This is a genomic window from Kitasatospora sp. NPDC015120 (assembly GCF_043080305.1).
Taxonomy (GTDB): domain Bacteria; phylum Actinomycetota; class Actinomycetes; order Streptomycetales; family Streptomycetaceae; genus Kitasatospora.
The window spans coordinates 242,751-258,806 of sequence record NZ_JBIBVJ010000002.1; the positions used below are offsets into that span (position 1 = coordinate 242,751).

8 protein-coding genes are annotated in these 16,056 nt (G+C 73.5%); 3 read left to right on the top strand and 5 right to left on the bottom strand.

What is annotated here, in order from left to right; translation table 11 throughout:
* Positions 1-55 precede the first annotated feature (55 nt).
* Positions 56-256 (bottom strand): hypothetical protein, encoded by a 201-nt coding sequence (locus ACF1AK_RS05910; RefSeq protein ID WP_391497534.1) that lies wholly within the window; start codon positions 254-256, stop codon positions 56-58.
* Positions 257-468: 212 nt separating this feature from the next.
* On the opposite strand from ACF1AK_RS05910, the gene ACF1AK_RS05915 reads away from it, so the two are divergent.
* The 3 genes from ACF1AK_RS05915 to ACF1AK_RS05925 all read left to right on the top strand — a co-directional run bounded on the left by ACF1AK_RS05915 (position 469) and on the right by ACF1AK_RS05925 (position 2,293).
* On the top strand, positions 469-939 hold the full coding sequence (locus ACF1AK_RS05915) for a carboxymuconolactone decarboxylase family protein (RefSeq protein WP_391497535.1): 471 nt from the start codon (positions 469-471) through the stop codon (positions 937-939).
* A gap of 134 nt (positions 940-1,073) precedes the next feature.
* Positions 1,074-1,718 (top strand): class I SAM-dependent methyltransferase, encoded by a 645-nt coding sequence (locus tag ACF1AK_RS05920; RefSeq protein WP_391497536.1) that lies wholly within the window; start codon positions 1,074-1,076, stop codon positions 1,716-1,718.
* Positions 1,715-2,293: a TrmH family RNA methyltransferase gene (locus tag ACF1AK_RS05925; protein ID WP_380290082.1), complete on the top strand. Its 579-nt coding sequence runs from the start codon at positions 1,715-1,717 to the stop codon at positions 2,291-2,293. The genes ACF1AK_RS05920 and ACF1AK_RS05925 overlap by 4 nt, the downstream gene beginning before the upstream one ends.
* Positions 2,294-2,358: 65 nt before the next feature.
* On the opposite strand, the gene ACF1AK_RS05930 is transcribed toward ACF1AK_RS05925, so the two are convergent.
* The 4 genes from ACF1AK_RS05930 to ACF1AK_RS05945 are packed head-to-tail and all read right to left on the bottom strand — an operon-like array spanning position 2,359 to position 15,978.
* Entirely contained in the window at positions 2,359-3,417 is a 1,059-nt protein-coding gene (locus ACF1AK_RS05930; RefSeq protein WP_391497537.1) for an MDR family NADP-dependent oxidoreductase, read from the bottom strand.
* Positions 3,414-5,183, bottom strand: coding sequence for a phytoene desaturase family protein (locus tag ACF1AK_RS05935; RefSeq protein WP_391497538.1), 1,770 nt, complete (start codon positions 5,181-5,183; stop codon positions 3,414-3,416). Before ACF1AK_RS05935 ends, ACF1AK_RS05930 begins: the two co-directional genes overlap by 4 nt.
* A 54-nt stretch (positions 5,184-5,237) precedes the next feature.
* Positions 5,238-6,428, bottom strand: a complete 1,191-nt coding sequence (locus tag ACF1AK_RS05940) for a cytochrome P450 (RefSeq protein ID WP_391497539.1) — start codon at positions 6,426-6,428, stop codon at positions 5,238-5,240.
* Positions 6,429-6,486: 58 nt separating this feature from the next.
* Complete coding sequence (locus ACF1AK_RS05945) at positions 6,487-15,978, bottom strand: amino acid adenylation domain-containing protein (protein ID WP_391497540.1); 9,492 nt, start codon at positions 15,976-15,978, stop codon at positions 6,487-6,489.
* Between the last annotated feature and the right edge of the window lie 78 nt (positions 15,979-16,056).

A 16,056-nucleotide genomic window follows, 5' to 3' on the forward strand; every position in this document is an offset into this window, starting at 1 on the left:
CCGGCAGACGGCCCGGAGCGGAGCCCTGCCCGGCCCTGCTCGGCCTTGCCCGGCCCTACTCCCGGTACTCGTCCTCGTCGAGCTGGACGATCCGGTTCTGCTCGGCGACGTCCGCGACGTCGGTGGCCGGGTCCGCTCCCAGCGATCGCCGCTCGGCCAGCTCGTCGTACTCGTCCTCGTCCGCCTGCTCGTCCGGATCCGCGGCCTCGTCGACCTCGTCGACCTCGTCCAGGTAGTCCTCGTGGTTCTGCGGCATGGCGTCCGTCCTCGTTCCTCGAAGGTTCCTCGGAGGCTTCCTCTGACCCGATGGCCACTGCCCGGTGGGGTACTGGCAGTATCCGTCGGCCGCCGCCCGGGCGCGAAGCGCCACCGGCCCGTCGGCGTGTTGCCTCCTACCCGGATTGACCCGCCGAAACCGACCGGGTTTGCACCATGCCCGGGGTGCACCCGCTGCCTAGGGTCGAAGCCATGACGACGAACGCACCCGCCCCGCAGCACACCGCCCGCCTCGACCACGCCCGCACCGCCCCCAAGGTCTTCCGCGCGATGATCGCGCTGGACGCCGCCGCCCGCGAGGGCCTCGACCCGGCCCTCGTCGAGCTGGTGCAGATCCGCGCCTCCCAGCTCAACGGCTGCGCCTACTGCCTGGACATGCACGTCAAGGACGCCCGCAAGGCCGGCGAGAGCGACGAGCGGATCCATCTGCTGCCGGCCTGGCGGGATGCCCCGGCGGGCGTCTACAGCGAGCGGGACCGCGCCGCCCTCGCGCTGGCCGAGCAGATCACCCACATCGGCGGCGGCGTCAGCGACGAGGTCTACGGACGGGCCGCCGAGCTGTTCCCGGAGCAGGAGCTGGCCCAGCTGATCTCGCTCTGCTTCACCATCAACGCCTGGAACCGGATCAACGTCGCCACCCGCAAGACCCCCGGCACCGCCTGACCCGGGCGGGCCCGGCGGTCCGGCGCGCGGGCCGAACGGGCCTCCCGGCCACCGGGGTACGATCGGAGCCGTACCAGCAGGGCTTACCCACACCTCCCGGTGGCCCCGAGGCCCTTACGAACGACGGGGAAATCATGTCCGGCTCGCACTACTTCACCGGTGCACCCGAGGTCGCCAGCGAGCGCAGGCCGATCACGGTCACCCTGCCGGACCTCACCCTGGAGCTCACCACCGACGCGGGCGTCTTCTCCCGCACCCGGCTGGACCCGGGCACCCGGATCCTGCTGGAGCACGCACCCCAGCCCCGGGTGCGCGGCCCGATCCTGGACGTCGGCTGCGGCTACGGCCCGATCGCGCTGACCTGGGCGAGCCGCCGCAAGCGGCTCCCGGTCTGGGCGGTGGACGTCAACGAACGCGCCCTGGAGCTGGTCCGGCACAACGCCGGGTCGCTGGGGCTGGGCAACGTGCACGCCGCGTTGCCCGAGGAGGTCCCCGCCGACCTGCGGTTCGCGGCGATCTACTCCAACCCGCCGATCCGGATCGGCAAGGCGGCGCTGCGCCGGCTGCTGGAGCAGTGGCTCGGCCGGCTGACCCCGGACGGCTCCGCCTTCCTGGTGGTGCAGAAGCACCTCGGCTCGGACTCGCTGCAGAAGTGGCTGAACGAGCAGGGCTGGCCGACCACCCGGCTGACCTCGGTCAACGGGTTCCGGATTCTGGAAGCGCGGCCCCGCCCGGCGGCGGGCGAGGGCCCCGAGAGTGGACGAGGGACGACGTCGTGAAGCAGCTCCGCGGGACCGAACTGAAGCGGTTGCACCGCTCCTGGCGGCGTGGCAACGAGTTCCGGCTCGCGATGATCCTGGAGAACCTCCAGTCGCCGTTCAACGTCGGCTCGGTCGTCCGGACCGGCGCCGCGATGGGCGCGGAGAAGCTCTACCTCACCGGTGACACCCCGTCGGTGCGCTCCTCCGGCGCGCAGAAGGCCGCGATGGGCACCGACAAGTACCTGAAGGTCGAGCACTTCCCCACCGTCGCCGAGGCGGTCGCGGCGGCGAAGGCCGACGGCTTCAAGGTGGTCGGCCTGGAGCTCGCCGACGAGGCGGTGCCGATGTTCGCCGCCGAGCTGACCCCGGCGGTCGCCTTCGTGCTGGGCCACGAGGACCGCGGGGTGACGGCCGACGCGCTCGCCCTCTGCGACCAGGTGGTCTTCGTGCCGCAGCTGGGCCGGGTCGGCTCGCTGAACGTCTCCGCCGCCGCCACGGTGGCCTGCTACGAGGCGCGCCGCCAGGGCTATGCGCTCACCGGCACCCCGGACGGCTCCGACGCCGGCGCCTTCGACGGCCTCGACGAGGACTGAGAGCCCGGGCGGGATCCCGGGCGAGGGCCCGGGCGGGCGGTTCCGGCCGCCCGCCCGGGCCCGGCTCACACCTCGACCAGCACCTTGCCCCGGTTGGCCTCCCGGTCCAGGTAGAGGCTCCGGTAGGCCTGCGGGATCGCGTCGAACCCCTTGTGCACGGTCTGGTGGTAGCGGATCTCCCCGCGGCCGACCAGCCCGCCCAGCTCCCGGTGCATCTGTGCCAACAGCGGCTCGGTGAACCACTCCTGGGCGAAGATGCCGCGGATCGTGGTGCGCGGGAACATGATGTACGGCAGCAGCCGCGGCCCGGTCAGCTCGCCGTTCACCGTGGTCGCCCACTGCCAGCAGACCGCCACCCGGCTGTCCACGTTCAGCATGGTGAAGACCGCGTCCGTGACGGCCCCGCCCAGGTTGTCGAAGTACCGGTCGACGCCGTCCGGCGCGGCCGACAGCAGCGCCTGCCGGGCCTTCTCCGCGTCGTCGCCCTGCGCGTAGAGCACCACCTCGTCGAAGCCCAGCTCGCGCAGGTACTCGGCCTTGCCCGGCGAGCCGGTGGTGCCGACCACCCGGCCGGCCCCGGCCCGCTTCGCCAACTGGCCCACCAGGGTGCCGATCGAGCCGGACGCCCCGCTGATCACCACGGTGTCCCCCGGGCGGACCTCCAGGAAACGGGTGAGCGTGCCCCAGGCGGTCATCCCCGGCGCGCCCATGACGCCGAGCGCGGTGGACAGCGGCAGCCGCTCGTCGTACCAGGACGGGTCGAGCCGGCGGTAGGCCGGGAAGACCATCGGGAAGATGCCGGTCGTCCACAGCTCCTCGGCGCCGTTGTGGACGACGTGGGTGCGCCAGCCGCCGAAGCCCTGCACCAGGTCCCCGACCGCGAACGCCGCCTCCGGCCCGGCCTCGACCACCTCCATGATGGAGTCGGCACCCATGTGGTGGCCGACCGGCGTCTCCAGCGCCAGGCCGTTCTGGTACGGGTCCACCGAGACGTACCTGGTCCGGAAGAGCATCTCGTCCGGCCGCAGGTCGATCTCGACGTCCTCCACGACCTTCTCGTAGATCCGGTTGACGTCGGGCACACCGTCCAGGTGTTCCCGGACCACCCACTTCTCGATCCTCATGCCAGGGCTCCCGTCTCCACGTTCTCGCTGTCCTCGGGCCGTTCCGCCCCGTCGGCCCCCGCCGGCGCCGCCTGCCGGGCCGGCCCGGCGGGCCGGCCCACCGGAATCACCAGGTGCGTCGGCAGCGGTGCGTCCGGGTCGATCTCGGCGGTGAACTCCAGTCCGTCGTCCCGGCAGATGAACTGCATGACGTGCCGCCCCGCGGCCGCCGCCCGGATCAGCCCGCCGATGGTCGCCCAGACCCCGGAGAGGTAGAAGTTCGACAGCCCCGGCAGCACCGGACCGCTCTTCTTGATCTCCTCCTCCACCGTCTCGGCGCCCTCCACGAAGGGGTTCCAGCCGGGGAAGGTGCCGTCGTAGACACCGGTGTAGCGGACCTGGGTGAGCGGGGTGGACACGTCGGCGACGGCCACCGCGTCCTTGAAGCCCGGGAAGCGCTCGTCCAGGAAGCCGACGATGCCGTTGCGGACCCGCCGTTTGGCCGCCAGGTACTCCCGGCCGTGCTTGACCGGCAGGGTGTGCAGCTCCTCGCCGCGCCGGACCCGGGAGGAGCGCTCCGGGCCCTGTGACAGCGCCCGCCAGGGGGCGATGTCGGAGAAGTACGTCGCGAACACCACGGTCGAGCCGGACGGCGCCAGCTCGGGGTAGTGCCGGGTGCGGAACTGGACGTTCATCGACGGGCAGCGGATCCCGGTCAGCTGGGCCGTCTCCCGCTCGCCCAGCAGGTAGGTGGTGCACGGGTCGCCGGCCGGGAAGGGCTTGCGCAGGCCCAGGAAGAGCGCCACGTACCCGGGCGACAGCTGCCCCGGCTCGTCGATCAGCGAGGTGTAGAGCCGGCGGTAGGTGTCGTTGAGGTACTGGCCCTTGAGCAGCTTCATCACCGTGGTGTGGCCGTCGGCGGCGGACACCACGATGTCGGCGCGGTACTCGCGGCCGTCGCTCAGCCGCACGCCCACCGCGCGGTCGTGCTCGACCAGGATCTCCTCGACCCTGGCGTTGTAGGTGATCTCCCCGCCGAGCCCGCGGTAGCGCTCCTCGATCGACCGGGCCAGCGCGAGCGACCCGCCCTCCGGCACCCCGGCGGCCCGGTTGGCGTGCGAGGCGAGCTGGAAGTAGAAGGGCAGCACCGGGAAGGCCGGGTGCTTCTCGTAGAGGATGAAGTTGAACGCCTCGCGCAGCAGCGGGTCCTGGAACCGCTGCGAGAAGTCCGTCATCAGCACCGCGATCGACTTGCGGATGGTGTTGAAGTACGGGGTGAAGGAGGCCAGCATCCGCCAGCGCTCCAGCCGTCCCATCAGCCCGACCGGCTTGAGGAACGGGTAGGCCGCGAGCGCCTTGCGGAAGGTCCTGATCCCCGCGCAGAACTCCCGGATCGGTGCCGCGTCGGCCGGGGAGAGGCCGAGCAGGTGGGCCTCCAGCCGGTCCGGGTCGGAGTAGAAGTAGACCGCCCGGCCGTCCCGGGCGCGGACGATGTTGAACACGTCGAAGTGCCGCATCTCCTTGCCCTGGAGCGCGCCCAGTTCGAGCCAGATCTGGTACATCTCGTTGCCCGGGCCGTTGCCGAGCAGCCAGCTGATGCACCAGTCGAAGGTGAAGTCGCTGCGGTCCCAGCCGGTGCAGGAGCCGCCGGGGATCTCGTGCATCTCGAAGATCCTGGTGCGGTAGCCGTTCATCCGGGCGTAGCACCCGGTGGACAGGCCGCCGAGCCCGCCGCCGACGATGATCATCGACTCCCGCCGGCGGGCGGTGTCTGTCTGCCGTGCCATTCCTGGCCTTCCTCGTCGTCCTTGCCTAGCCGTGTGGGTGGGGTCGGCGACCGCTCACCAGGTGACCGGGAGCGCCTGCAGCCCGTTCACCATCGCGTCCTCCTTCCAGCGCAGTTCGCGCTCGGGGACGGCCAGCCGCAGCCCGGGCAGCCGGGTCAGCACCTGCTCGATCGCCACCTGGAGCTCCAGCCGGGCGAGGTGCGCGCCAATGCAGTAGTGCACGCCGTGGCCGAAGCCGATGTGCGGGTTGGCCTGCCGGTCCAGCACCAGCCGCTCCGGCTCCTCGAACACCTCCGGGTCGCGGTTGGCGGCGGCGGTGGCGATCATCACCGCCTCGCCGGCCCGGATCACCACCCCGCCCAGCTCGACGTCGGCGGTGGCGTACCGGGGCAGGCTGAAGCCGGTGAGCAGCGGCACGTAGCGCATCAGCTCCTCGACCGCCTTCGGGATCAGCCCGGGGTGCTCCCGCAGCCGGGCCGACTGCTCCGGGTTCACCAGCAACTGGTGGAAGAAGTTGCCGATCTGGTTGGTGGTGGAGACGAACCCGGCGATCAGCAGGTCGCAGGCGATGGAGAGCAGTTCCTCCTCGCTGATCAGCCCCTGCTCCCGGCAGGCCCGGACCAGCGTGGTGAGCAGGTCCTCGCCGGGCTCGCGGCCGCGCAGCTCCAGCACCCCGGCCATGTAGTCGATGAACGCCTGTCCGTCGACGGCCAGCACCTCGCCGGGGGTGACGGCGGAGAGCACCGTCTCCGCCCAGCGCCAGAGCATCCGGTGGTCCTCGGCCGGGATCCCGAGCACCTCGCAGATGATGGTGGTCGGCATCGGGATCGCGAAGTCCTCGACCAGTTCGGCGGGCCGGCCCTTGGCGAGGATGCCGTCGAGCAGCTCGTCGGCCAGCTCCCGGGCCCGCACCCGCAGCCGCTCCACCCGGCGGGCGCTGAACTCCTTGGCCACCAGCGAGCGCAGCCGGGTGTGCTCGGGCGGCTCGGTGGAGAACAGGCCCGCGCCGGTGCGGGCCACCGGGCGCATCCTCGGCTGGTCCTCGCCCATCGCGGCGGCGAGGCTGAACCGGGGGTCGCCGAGCACCTCCCGGACGTCCTCGTACCGGGTGACCAGCCAGGCGCCGTCGCCGTACGGCATCCGGATCCTGACCAGCGGCTGCTCGCGCAGCTCGGCGTAGCGGGGGTCGAGTTCGAGGCCGTTCGGCTCGAAGGGGTAGGTCAGCGGCGGGTGCTGGCGGAGCATGGGCGGATCCGTCTCTCGTGCGGGGGCGGGCAGACTCGGGGCGGGGCCCCGGACCGTCTCAGGACGCATGGGGGGCGGCTCCGGTGAGGATCGACCGGGCGAGCCCGGCGTTGTGGGCGATGAACTCGCGGTCGAGCATCTCCGCGTGCGGGCCGAAGCCCTTGAAGACCGCCGTCCCGGTGGCCGAGCTGCCGTGCCAGGCGCCGTGCTGCCCGGCCTCGTAGAGCGCCACCTTCTCGTCGTCGGAGATCACGCTGAGCGCGGCGGTGACCACCCCGAGGTTGGGCGTGCGGCTGCAGAACCGCAGGTAGTCCCGGGCCTGTTCGCGGGTCTCCTGGGCGACCGCGGCCGAACCGGTGTGCCGCTGGAGGTGCTCGGCCAGCTCCCGTTCGAAGGCCTGGAGGTGCTCGTCGGCGAGGTCGAAGGACTCCGGGATCCGGTGCGAGTCCATGATCACCACATTGGGCACCGCCCGGCCGCGCCGCTCCAGCTCCTTGGCCACCTCGAAGGCGAGGTTGCCGCCGAGCGAGTAGCCGAGCAGGGCGCACGGCCCCTCCGGCTGGAGCGCCTCGACGAGATCGGCGTACTGGTCGACCTTGTCGTCCCCGGTCACGTAGTTGAAGGCGACCATCCGGTACTCCGGGAGGTGCGCCGCGAACTGCCGGTAGACCAGGCCGTGGCCGCCGGCCGGCGGGAAGCAGAAGAGCGTCTGCTGCTGCTCCTGGTTGAACCAGAGGTACGGCTGACCGCCCTCGATCCGGCCGGTGATGATGTGCTCGACCGTCTTCGCCATCCCGTGCAGGGTGGTGACCTTGAAGAGCCGGCTGACCGGGATGCTGATGTTGAACTCGGACTGCAGTCCGTGGATCAGCTCGATCAGCTTGATCGAGGAGCCGCCCGACTCGAAGAAGTCGTGCTGCAGGCCGGGCTCCTCGATGCCGAGCAGCGTGCGCCAGTGCTCGGCCATCCGGACCTCGTAGAGGGTGACCGGCGGCTCGGCGGCCTCCGCGGCGTCCGTGCGGGGCTCGGGCAGGGCGGCGGTGTCCACCTTGCCGTTGGCGGTGAGCGGCAGCGCGGGCAGTTCCACGAAGTGCGTCGGGATCATGAAGGTCGGCAGGTGGCCGGCCAGGTGGCGGCGGAGCCCGCGGTGGTCGAAGGTCCGCCCGGGGGCCGGTACGCAGTAGGCGCAGAGCACGGGCTCGCCGTCGCGGTCCGGCCGGACGGTGACCACGGCGCGCTCCAGTTCGGGCCAGTCGGCGAGCCGGCTCTCGATCTCGCCCAGCTCGATCCGGTGGCCGCGGACCTTGATCTGCGAGTCGGCCCGGCCGAGCAGGTGCACCCCGCCGTCGGCGTCCCAGCGGGCGAGGTCCCCGGTGCGGTAGAGCCGGACCGGCCGGGTCCCGTCGGCGCCGCCGAGCGGCAGGGTGGCGAAGCGGCCGGCGGTCTGCTCCTCGTCGCCGACGTAGCCGAGCGCGACGCCGGAGCCGCCGATCCACAGCTCCCCGGTGACCCCCGGCGGCACGGGGCGGCCCTGTGCGTCGAGCAGGTAGAAGGCGCTGTTGGGGAACGGCCGCCCGATCGGCACCATCCGGCTGGGCTCCAGGCCGTCCGCCGGGCCCTCGAAGTACGCGCTGTCGATGGTGGTCTCGGTCAGGCCGTAGGAGTTGACCAGGCGCGTGCGGGGGCCGCACAGGGCGCCCAGCCGCTGGTACTCCTCGACCTTCCAGACGTCCGAGCCGACCACCAGCAGCCGCATGAACGCGAGGTCCTGCCCGGTGCGTTCGCAGTGGTCCAGGACGGTGCGGACCACCGCCGGGACGAACTCGGCGGCGTCCACCCGCTCGGTGCGCATCACCTCGTACAGCCGGGCGGTGTTGAACAGCAGCTCCCGGCCGACCAGCACCAGGGAGCCGCCCGAGCAGAGGGCGCGGACCACGTCGCCGGTGAAGACGTCGAAGGACGGACCGGCCATCTGGAGGTGCACCCGGGCGTCGGTGTCCAGCCGGTACTCGGCCTGCCAGGCCCGGTAGGCCGAGGCGAGGTTGCCGTGGGAGACCCGCACCGCCTTGGGCCGGCCGGTGGAACCGGAGGTGTGGATGACGTACGCCGGGTCGTCGAGGCTCACCACCGCGTCGGTGAACCCGTCCGCGGGTGCGTCGAGTTCCGCGGTGCGGACCAGTCTGGCGGGCAGTCCGCCGAGCCGCTCGGGGTCGTCGCCGACCAGCAGGGCGGCGCCGGCGTGCCGGACCATGTACGCCAGCCGGTCCACCGGGTGGTCCGGGTCCAGCGGCAGGTAGGCGGCGCCCGTGCGGAGCACCGCGAGCAGGGCGGTGACCAGCTCCGGCGACTTCGGCAGGCAGAGCGCCACCACGGTGCCCGGCCCGGCGCCCAGCGCGCGCAGCCGGGCGGCGGCCCGCCGGGAGCGCTCGGCCAGCTCGCCGTAGGACAGCCGGACGGTCGGGCCGGACTCGGCGGGCGCCGCCACCGCGGGTGCCGCCGGGTCGGCCGCCGCCGCGCGCAGCACCAGCTCGTGCACCGGCTCCGCGAACGGCACCCGCCGGCCGGCGCCGCTCCACTGCCGGAGCACCACCGCGCGCTCCTCGCGGCCGAGCAGTTCGAGACCGGTGGCGGCCCGCTCGGGCCCGGCCGTGGTCAGGGCGTCGACCAGGTTGACGTAGTGACCGGCCATCCGGGCCATCGTCGCGGGCAGGAAGAGGTCGGTGTTGTACTTGAAGACGCAGTGGAAGCGGTGCTCGGCCTCGTCCTCGTAGGCGGACAGGGTGATGTCGAACTGCCCCTCCTCCTCGGGGAGTTCGATGTACTCCAGGTGGTAGCCGTACTTCTCGGTGGCCACCTTGTGGTGGAGCAGGATGAACATCGCCTGGAAGACCGCCGAGCGGCTCGGGTCGTGCTGCAGCCCGAGCTTCTCCACCAGCAGGACGAAGGGGTACTCCTGGTGGTCGAGCCCGCCGAGCACCGTGGTCCGCACCCGGTCCAGCAGTTCGGCGACGGTCGGGGCGCCGGCCAGCGAGACGTGCAGCGGCAGCGGGTTGACGAAGTAGCCGTAGACGCCGGCGAACTCCTCGTCGGTGCGGCCGGTCACCGGGCTGCCGACGATGATGTCGTCCTGGCCCGCGTAGGCGTGCAGCAGCAGGTAGTAGGCGCTGAGCAGCACCATGAAGACGGTGACGTTGTGCTCGCGGGCCAGCGCGTGCACCCGGGCGCTGAGCTCCTCGTCCAGCACGAAGAACTCGGAGGCGCCGTTGTGGGTCTGTACCGCGGGGCGCGGCTTGTCGGTGGGCAGGCTGAGGATCGGCACCTCGGCGGGCAGGTGCGAGCGCCAGTACCCCAGCATCCTCGGCGCCTCGCGGCCGGCCAGGAAGGCGTTCTGCCGGTTGAGGAAGTCCAGGTAGCGGGCGGCCACCGGGGGCAGCTCGGGCACCCGGCCGCGGCGCAGCCCCTCGTAGACGGCGAGCAGCTCCTCGATGAAGGTGAAGGTGGAGATCGCGTCCGAGATGATGTGGTGGACGGCCTTCATGATCACCCAGCGGGCCGGTCCTCGCCGGAACAGCCGGAACCGCACCAGCGGGTCCCGCTCCAGGTCGTACGGCTTGCGGTACTCGCGGACGATCATCGCGTGGATGTCGTCCCAGGCCAGGCCCTCGACGTCGAAGACCCCGAAGTCCGGCTCCACCGCGGCGGAGATCCGCTGCACGGCCCGGCCGCCGTCCAGCACGAAGTTGGCCCGCAGGCTCGGGTGGCGCTCGACCATGGTCCGGAAGGCCAGGGCCATCAGCTCGGGTTCCAGCTCCACCCGGACCTCGACGGCGCCGCCGATGTTGTAGGCGAAGCCGTCCGGGTTGAGCTGCTTGAGGAACCAGAGCGCCTTCTGGTTCTGGGTCAGCGGGTGGGCCGACTCGTCCTCGTACCGCTCGACCTCGGCCGCGCCCGGGCCGTCCTGGTCCTCGTCCAGCAGCTCGGCCAGCGACTCGTGCAGCCGGGCGACCAGTTCGGCCACCGGGGTGTTGCCGAGCAGCGCCACCACCGGGAGGGTGGTGCCCAGTTCGCTGCTCAGGCGGGCCCGCAGCTCCATCGCGAGCAGCGAGTCCAGGCCGAGGCCGCCGAGGCCGGCGGCGGGGTCGACCTGCTCGGCGGGCACCCGCAGCACGGTGGCGGCCAGCGCGGTGAACCGCTCGGTGAGCAGCGCCCGCCGCTCCTCCTCCCCGGCCGCCCGCAGGGCGTCCAGCAGTCCGGTCTGCCCGGCCGCCGGGGCGGCCTCCCGGGCGGCCGCGGCGAGGTCGGCGACCAGCGGCGGCGGCGCCGGGTACCAGGAGAGGAACACCGGCCAGTCGACGACGGTGGCGACCAGCAGCTGGGCGCGGTCCTGGCCGAGCACCCGCTCCAGCACGGCCATCCCGGTCTCCGGGGCGAGCGAGCTCATGCCCCGGCTGTGCCGGTAGTGGTCGATGAGGCCGAGCTCCTCGATCATGCCGGTGGCCCAGGGACCCCAGTCGAGGCTGAGCGCCGGCAGGCCGAGGGCGCGGCGGTGGTGGGCCAGGGCGTCCAGGAAGGCGTTGCCGGCGGCGTAGTTGGTCTGTCCGGCGGTGGTCAGCAGCGAGGCGATCGAGGCGAACAGCACGAAGTGGTCGAGCGGTTCACCGGCCAGCTGCCGGTGCAGGGCGAAGGCGCCGAGCACCTTGGGTCCGTACACGCTCTCGAAGGTCGACCGGTCCAGCTCTCCGACCAGGGTGTCCCTGACCTGCCCGGCCAGGTGGAAGACGCCCCGCACCGGCGGCCGGTCCAGCCGCCGGTACTCGGCCAGCCAGGCGGCCAGCGCGGCCTCGTCGGTGACGTCCAGGACCGCCGGGACCGGTTCGGCGCCGAGCGCCTCCAGCTCGCGCAGGAACGCCGCCCGCTGCCCGGCCGGGCTCGCCGGGTCGAGGTCGCGCCACTGCTCCCGCGGCGGCAGCGGGCTGCGGCCGACCAGGATCAGCCGGCGGGCCCCGCGCTTGACCAGGGTGCGGCAGAGCAGCCGGCCGAGCGCCCCGAACGCCCCGGTCACCAGGTACGCCGCGTCCGCCCGCAGCCGGGGCGCGAGCGGCCGGCTCAGGCCCTCGGCCGTCCGCAGCCGGCTGGTCAGCCGCCGACCGTCGCGCAGGGCGATCTCGTCCTCGTCCGCGAGCGCGAACTCCCGCAGCAGCGCCTCGGCCTCGGCCTCGGCGCCCGCGCCCGCTCCGGCTCCAGGGCCGGCCCCGGCCTCCTCGGACGGGCCGAGGTCGATCAGTTTGCCCTGGTGGGAGGGGAGTTCCTGGTGACGCAGGACGCGGGTGATGCCCCAGGCGGGGGCGGCGAGGGGTTCGACGAGCTCGCCGGGGGCGGTGGCCTGGGCGGAGCGGGTGACCACGTGGAGGCGGCAGTCGGGGAGTTCGGCGGCCAGCAGCGCGGCCAGGGCGACCAGGCTGTAGGCGCCCGCGGCGGTGTGACTGGCGACGGCGGCGGGACCGGCCCCGGCCAGCCCGGGGCGGTCGAGGTTCCACAGGTGGACCACGGCGGCGGGGTCGGGGGCGCCGGTGGCCCGGTGGTCGGCGAGCAGCCGGGCGAGGTCCTCGGCGGAGCCGGGGTCGACGGTGGCCGGGTGGCCATTCCCGGCGGGCCGGTAACCGGTACCGGCCCGGACCAGCAGACAGCTGCCGCCGCGCGCGGCGATCCGCCCGGCGAGGGCGTCGGCGACCCCGCCCCGGTCGGCGAACAGCAGCCAGTGGTCGGGGTGTTCGGCCAACAGGTCGGGCGTCTCGGCGGCGACGGGCAGCTCCGCCCAGGACGGTTCGGCGAGCCAGCCGTCGATGGTGGCGAGGCCGACGGCGGTGGCGGCCTGCTCGACGTCGGCGGCCCGGAAGCCGGTGATCCCGCCGAGCGGTGCGCCGTGCTCGTCGTGCACCGCGAGGTCGCCGACCAGCTCGCCGCCGGAGTCCCGGGTGACGGTGGCGTGCACCCAGAGCGGACGCTCGCCGACCTGGTCCAGCCGGACCTCCGCGATCGCCACCGGCAGCCGGATGCCCGTCCCCCCGGGGCGGTCGTCCAGCAACTGGGGCGTCAGCAGGGTCTGGAAGAACGCGTCCATCACCACGGGGTGCACCTGGTGGTGCTCCCCCTGCCCGGAGACCGGCGCCGTCGGGCGGATCCTGGCCAGCGCCTCGCCGGGCCCGATCCAGACCTCCTCGATGCCCTGGAAGGCGGGGCCGTAGTGGTAGCCCAGCGCGGCGAGTTCCGCGTAGCAGTCGGGCCCGGCGAGCCGCCGCACCGCCCGCCCGCGCACCGCCCCGGTGTCCAGCGGCCGGCCGGGCCGGCGGCGCTGGGCGGGCCGGACGGTGCCGACCGTGTGCACGGTGCGCTCGGCGCCCTCGCCGGTGGCGACGGTGAACGCGCCGTGCTCCGCGGAGAGGGTCAGCCGGACGGCACGGCTCTCCTCGTCCGGCAGGAAGAGCGCCTTGCGCAGCTCGATGTCGGCCAGGGCGGCGTCCGTCCCGCCGGTGAGCGCGCGGACCGCCTGGACGGCCATCTCCAGGTACCCGGCGGCCGGGAACAGGACGTCGCCCTGGATCCGGTGGTCCTCCAGGTAGGGCAGCGCCTCGGCGTCCAGCCGGGCCTCCCAGGCCGGTTCCGCTCCGGGCAGCCGACGGCCGAGCAGCGGGTGGTCGAGCTCTCCGCGCCGGACCTGCTCGACCGGCCGGGGCTCCACCCAGTGCCGGTCGCGCCGGAACGGGTAGCGCGGCAGCGGGACGATCCGCCCGGCGGGCTGCAGCACCGACCAGTCGACCGCGACCCCGAGGTTGTGCAGCGCGGCCAGCGAGGCGGTGAGGACGGCCCGCTCGTCCTCCTGGCGGCGGATCGAGGGCAGGATGCGCACCTCGGGCCGCTCCGCCGTGCCCGGGTGGGCCTCCACGGTCTCCTGGATCGAGCGGCCGAGCACCGGGTGCGGGCCGATCTCCAGGAACAGGCCGTAGCCGTCGTCGGTCAGCCGCTCCACCGCCTGCCGGAAGCGCACGCTGTCACGGACGTTGTGCCACCAGTACCCGGCGTCCAGCTCGGTGCCGTGCGCGGTGCCCTCGCGGCCGGTGAGGTAGAGCGGGACCTGCGCGGGGCGGGCCTTGAGATCGGCCAGCGACTCCAGCAGCTCGTCCTTGATCAGCTCCATCCGGGCGCTGTGGTACGGGACTTCGACGGTCAGCGGACGGGCGAAGACCTGCTCGGCGGTGAGCGCGGCGGCGAGCTCGGCCAGGGCCGGCTCCTCTCCCGCGAGGGTGAGCGAGCCGGGGCTGTTGACGGCGGCGACCGAGACGGCGTCCCCGTACGGGCGGATCCGTCGCAGCGCCTCGGCCTCGGTGAGCGCGACCGCGAGCATGCCGCCGGTACCGGCGAGCCTCTGTTGCAGGCGGCTGCGGTGGACCACCACCTTGACCGCGTCGGCCAGGTCGTAGACACCGGCCTCGTGGAAGGCGGCGACCTCGCCGGTGGAGTGGCCGACGACCGCGTCCGGCCGCACGCCCCGGCTGCGCCAGAGCGCGGCGAGGCCGGTCTGGACGGCGAAGTTGGCGGGTTGGGCGAGCCAGGTCTCGGCCATCCGGGACGTCGCCTCGTCGGCGGCGAGTTCGTCGGTCAGCGACCAGCCGGTGAGTTCGGCGAGGTGCGCGGAGACCTGTTCGACGGCCTCCCGGTAGACGGGCTCGGTGGCGAACAGCTGACGGCCCATCGCCCACCACTGCGGACCCATGCCGGTGAAGACCCAGGCCAGCCGGCGGTGCCGGGCCTCACGGCGGTGGTCGGTGAGGACCCGGGGGTGCGGCTCGCCGCGCAGGTGGGCGGCGAGCGCCTCGTCGAGGGAGGCGCGGGCGGCGTGCTCGCGGGCGTCGTAGACGATCGACAGCCGGGCGTCGTGGTGCTGGCGGCGGTGGGCCAGGGTATGGCCGAGGTCGGCCGGGCGGGCCGGGCTGCCGCCGCGGACGCCGGCCAGCTCCGCCCGGATGCCGGCGGCCAGTTCGGGCAGTGCCGCGGCCTCCCGGGCGCTGAGCGGCAGCACCGTCCAGGCGGGGACGTCGGCGGGGACGTCGGGGAGGTCGGGGATGCCGCCGCAGTGCGCGGCGTCGGCGTCGGGCGCCGTACCGACGGCGGGCTCGGGCTCTGGCTCCGGCGCGGCCTCCAGCAGGACGTGCGCGTTGGTGCCGCCGAAGCCGAAGGAGTTGACCCCGGCGCGGGCCGGCCCCTCGTGGGCCGGCCAGGGGGTCGGCTCGGTGGGGATCCGGTAGGGCAGGGTGGCCGGGTCGATCGCCGGGTTGAGCGTCTCCAGGTTGATGTGCGGCGGGATGGTGCGGTGTTCGAGGGCGAGTGCGGACTTGATCAGCCCGGCCAGTCCGGAGGCGGACTCGGTGTGCCCGATGTTGGTCTTCACCGAGCCGACGTAGCAGGTGTCGCCGGGGCGGCGGCCGACGGCGAGGGCCCGGGCCAGCGCGTTCGCCTCGATCGGGTCGCCGACCGGGGTGGAGGTGCCGTGCGCCTCCACGTACTGCAGGGCGCCCGGGGTGATCCCGGCCTCGGCGCAGACCCGCTCGATCAGCGCGACCTGGGCGTCCGGGTTGGGCACGGTGATGCCGTTGGTGCGGCCGTCCTGGTTGACGCCGCTGCCGATGACGACGGCGTGCACCGGGTCGCCGTCGCGCAGGGCGTCGGAGAGCCGCTTGAGCGCGACCACGGCGACGCCCTCGGCCCGGACGTAGCCGTCGGCGGCGGCGTCGAAGGTGCGCGAGCGTCCTTGGGGCGAGAGGAAGCCGCCCTTGGTCTCGGCGATGGTGTACTGCGGGGCGATGTGCAGCAGGGTGCCGCCGGCCAGTGCCAGGTCGGTCTCGCCGCGCTGCAGGCTCTGCGCGGCGAGGTGGACGGCGACCAGCGAGGAGGAGCAGGCGGTGTCGATGGAGACGCTGGGTCCGCGGAAGTCGAAGCAGTGCGAGATGCGGTTCGACACCATCGTCATCATGGTGCCGGTGGCGGTGTGCGCGGCGAGCGTCTCGAAGGACAGGTCGGAGAACTGGACGATCTTGTAGTCCAGGGTGAACGCGCCGACGTAGACGCCGACCTCGCGCCCGGCCAGCTCGGCGGGCTTCTGCCCGCCGTCCTCCAGCGCCTCCCAGGCCACCTCCAGCAGCTTCCGCTGCTGCGGGTCCATGTGGTCGGCCTCGCGGCCGCTGATGCCGAAGAACGCCGGGTCGAACTCGTCGAAGCCGTCGATGTAGCCGCCGCGGCCGCCGACCAGCCGGCCGGGCTTGGCCTTGTCGCGGCTGCCGAGGGTGGCGACGTCGTAGCGGCTGCGCGGGGTGGGGGTGATGCAGTCCTTGCCGTCGACCAGGTTCTGCCAGAACGACCGGTGGTCACAGGCCCCGCCGGGCAGGCGGAGGCCGATCCCGATGATCGCGATCTTCTCCCGCCCGGCGGCGGACGGACCGGCGGGTGCGGGGCGTTCGGAGGTTTCCGGTGAGGTGACGAAGCGGGAATCCGTCATGCGAGTCGAGTCCTTGGGTCGCTGCGTTCACGCACGCGGGCGGAGTGACGGGAGCCACGCGCGCGCAGGGGGGACACG